The organism is Sphingomonas sp. A2-49, assembly GCF_025548555.1.
Taxonomy (GTDB): domain Bacteria; phylum Pseudomonadota; class Alphaproteobacteria; order Sphingomonadales; family Sphingomonadaceae; genus Sphingomonas.
Genome location: NZ_JAJLPA010000045.1, coordinates 1 through 2,525, shown reverse-complemented (window position 1 = coordinate 2,525; position 2,525 = coordinate 1). Strand labels below are relative to the sequence as shown.

General features: G+C 65.9%; 2 protein-coding genes. Both read right to left on the bottom strand.

Annotated elements, in window-relative coordinates; translation table 11 throughout:
- Positions 1-175 precede the first annotated feature (175 nt).
- Complete coding sequence (istB, locus tag LPN01_RS18980) at positions 176-904, bottom strand: IS21-like element helper ATPase IstB (RefSeq protein ID WP_262829989.1); 729 nt, start codon at positions 902-904, stop codon at positions 176-178.
- Positions 891-2,402: an IS21 family transposase gene (gene istA, locus LPN01_RS18975; protein WP_262829988.1), complete on the bottom strand. Its 1,512-nt coding sequence runs from the start codon at positions 2,400-2,402 to the stop codon at positions 891-893. The genes istB and istA overlap by 14 nt, the downstream gene beginning before the upstream one ends.
- Positions 2,403-2,525: the final 123 nt, after the last annotated feature.

The following is a 2,525-nucleotide window of genomic DNA, read 5'->3' as shown; positions in this document are numbered from 1 at the left end:
TGTCAATCGGCGTCCAAAAAAGGACCCCCTATCGGCGTCCAAAAGGGACCCCCTTCGTCGAGCAGCGTGACGGGTATGTCCGGCGCACCTTTCGCGCTGGTGGCGGCGTAGGGCGGGCGTAGCCCGACCGGAGGCGCGACCAGCGCGAAGCATCTTCTGCGGGTCGCTCTGGGCGTCAGCTGCGATGCTTGAAGCGCCAGCTGTCGTTGCCGGTCTCGACGATGTCGCAATGGTGGGTAATGCGGTCGAGTAGCGCGGTGGTCATCTTGGGGTCGCCGAAGACGGTGGGCCACTCGCCAAAGGCGAGGTTCGTCGTGACGATGACAGAGGTGCGTTCGTAGAGCTTGCTCACCAGATGGAAGAGCAGTTGACCGCCTGAGCGGGCGAAAGGCAGATAGCCGAGTTCGTCCAGCACCACGACATCGAGGCGGGAGAGCTGTTTTGCGAGCGCGCCGGCTTTGCCGAGGCGGTTCTCCTCCTCAAGTCGGTTCACCAGGTCGACCGTGTTGAAATAGTGCCCGCGGGCGCCCTCCCGCACGACATTGGCGGTAATGGCGCTGGCGAGATGCGTCTTGCCGGTGCCCGTTCCACCGACCAGCACGACGTTGCGCTGGCCCGCCAGAAACGAGCCGCTGTACAGCGAACGCACCAGGCCCTCGTTGATGGGCGTGCCGTCGAAGACGAAGGCGTCGAGGTCCTTTACCACTGGCAATCTGGCAGCCGACATCCGGTAGCGGACCGAGGCTGCATGGCGGTGGGCTGTCTCGGCACGGAGCAGGTCGGTCAGGATCTCCATCGTCGTGCGCTTGCGCTGCAGGCCGGTGGTCACCGCCTCGTCGAAGGCACTGGCCATGCCCTTCAGACCAAGGCCCGCCATGGCCGTCATCATCTCATGCCGCAGCATGGAGGCCCCGCAGGCTGTCGTAGCGGCCACAGTCGGCACGCGGCGGATGGCGGAGCGCCAGGTCCTCGGGCGTGACGATGGTCAATGGTCTTGGCGGTTCGCGCCTGCGGGCCAGGATGTTGAGGATGACGTCGTCACTGGTGACGCCGGCCAGCAGCGCCTCGCGCACGGCCGCTTCCACCGCCTCCAGTCCGTCGTCGAGCACAGTCGCCAGCACCCGCACGAACCGCCGGTCGGCATCGTCGCCGGCGCCGAGCTTGCGACGCAGCCGTGACAGCGCGGGTGGCAGCTCCCAGCCCTGGAATGGCGCGCCGTTGCGCAGGGCGCCCGGCTTGGTCACCAGCACCGGCAGATAGTGCCACGGGTCATAGATGGTCCGGTCGCGTCCGAAGAACCGGAGATGGTCGGCAACGACCTCGCCGTCGCAGCGCACGGCGATGCGGTCCGCATAGGCACGAACCTGGACCGCGCGCCGCACCGCCTTGGCCATGACCGAGTAGCGGTTGCGGTCGAAGTTTATCAGGCACGTCCCGCTCACCGCGTGTTCGCTCTCGTAGAACCCGTCGAAGGGCGTGACGACCGGTTGGAGCATGCCACGCTCCGCAGCCCAGGCCTGAGCAACCGTCAGCTCTTTCTGCTCGGGATGCTGGTGTAGCTCAGCCCAGCGCCGACACTCCGCCTCCAGCCAGCCGTTCAGTTCCTCGATGCTGGCAAAGCGCAGGCGCGGCTGGAAAAACCGGCCGCGCGCGGTCTGCACCTGGTTCTCGACCTGGCCTTTCTCCCAGCCGGCTGCCGGTGAGCAGGCTGTCGGTTCAACCATGTAGTGGCTGGTCATGACCAGGAAGCGCCGGTTGAAGATCCGCTCCTTGCCGGTAAACACGCTCGTCACTGCCGTCTTCATGTTGTCGTAGATGCCGCGCGTCGGCACGCCTCCAAAGAAGGCGAACGCCCGCGCATGAGCGTCGAACAGCATCTCCTGCGTCTCGCGCGGATAGGCCCGCACATACATCGTGCGTGACGCACACAACCGCACATGAGCGACCTTCACGCGCATTGGCTTGCCTGCGATCTCGACGTCCTCGTGGCTCCAGTCGAACTGATAGGCCTCGCCCGGCCGAAACAGCAGCGGGATGAACGCCGGTGCATTCATCACGTCCCGACGACGTGCCTGCCGCCAGCGGGCCGCATAGCGACGCACTGCATCGGATGAGCCATCGAACCCCTCGCGCAGCAGCAGATCGTGGATGCGCGTGATGCGCAGCTTCTCGCGCCGCGGCCGCGCCTCGTCTTCCTCCAGCAACGCATTCAGTCGCGTCTGGAACGGCCCCAGCTTGGGCAGCGGCTGCACCTCGCGCCGGTAGCCCATGTCCGCCTCCGGCGACCGGATCGCCTTGCGCACCACTTTGCGAGATAAATGCAGGTCTCGCATGATCGCCTTGATGGCCTTCCCCGCCGCGTGCTCGCGCCGGATCCTCAACACCGTCTCCAATACCAACATCCCGATCTCGCCGCCTGACACACCGCCAAGCGTGCAGCCTAGACCACCGGAATGAGGGGTCCTTTTTCGACGCCGATCACCCCGCTACCGGGGTCCCTTTTCCACGCCGATCCACAGGCTACC

Excerpts from the sequence above, each read along its gene's own strand:
- istB (WP_262829989.1), bottom strand. The coding sequence starts at position 904 with ATGCTGCGGCATGAGATGATGACGGCCATGGCGGGCCTTGGTCTGAAG.
- istA (WP_262829988.1), bottom strand. The coding sequence starts at position 2,402 with ATGTTGGTATTGGAGACGGTGTTGAGGATCCGGCGCGAGCACGCGGCG.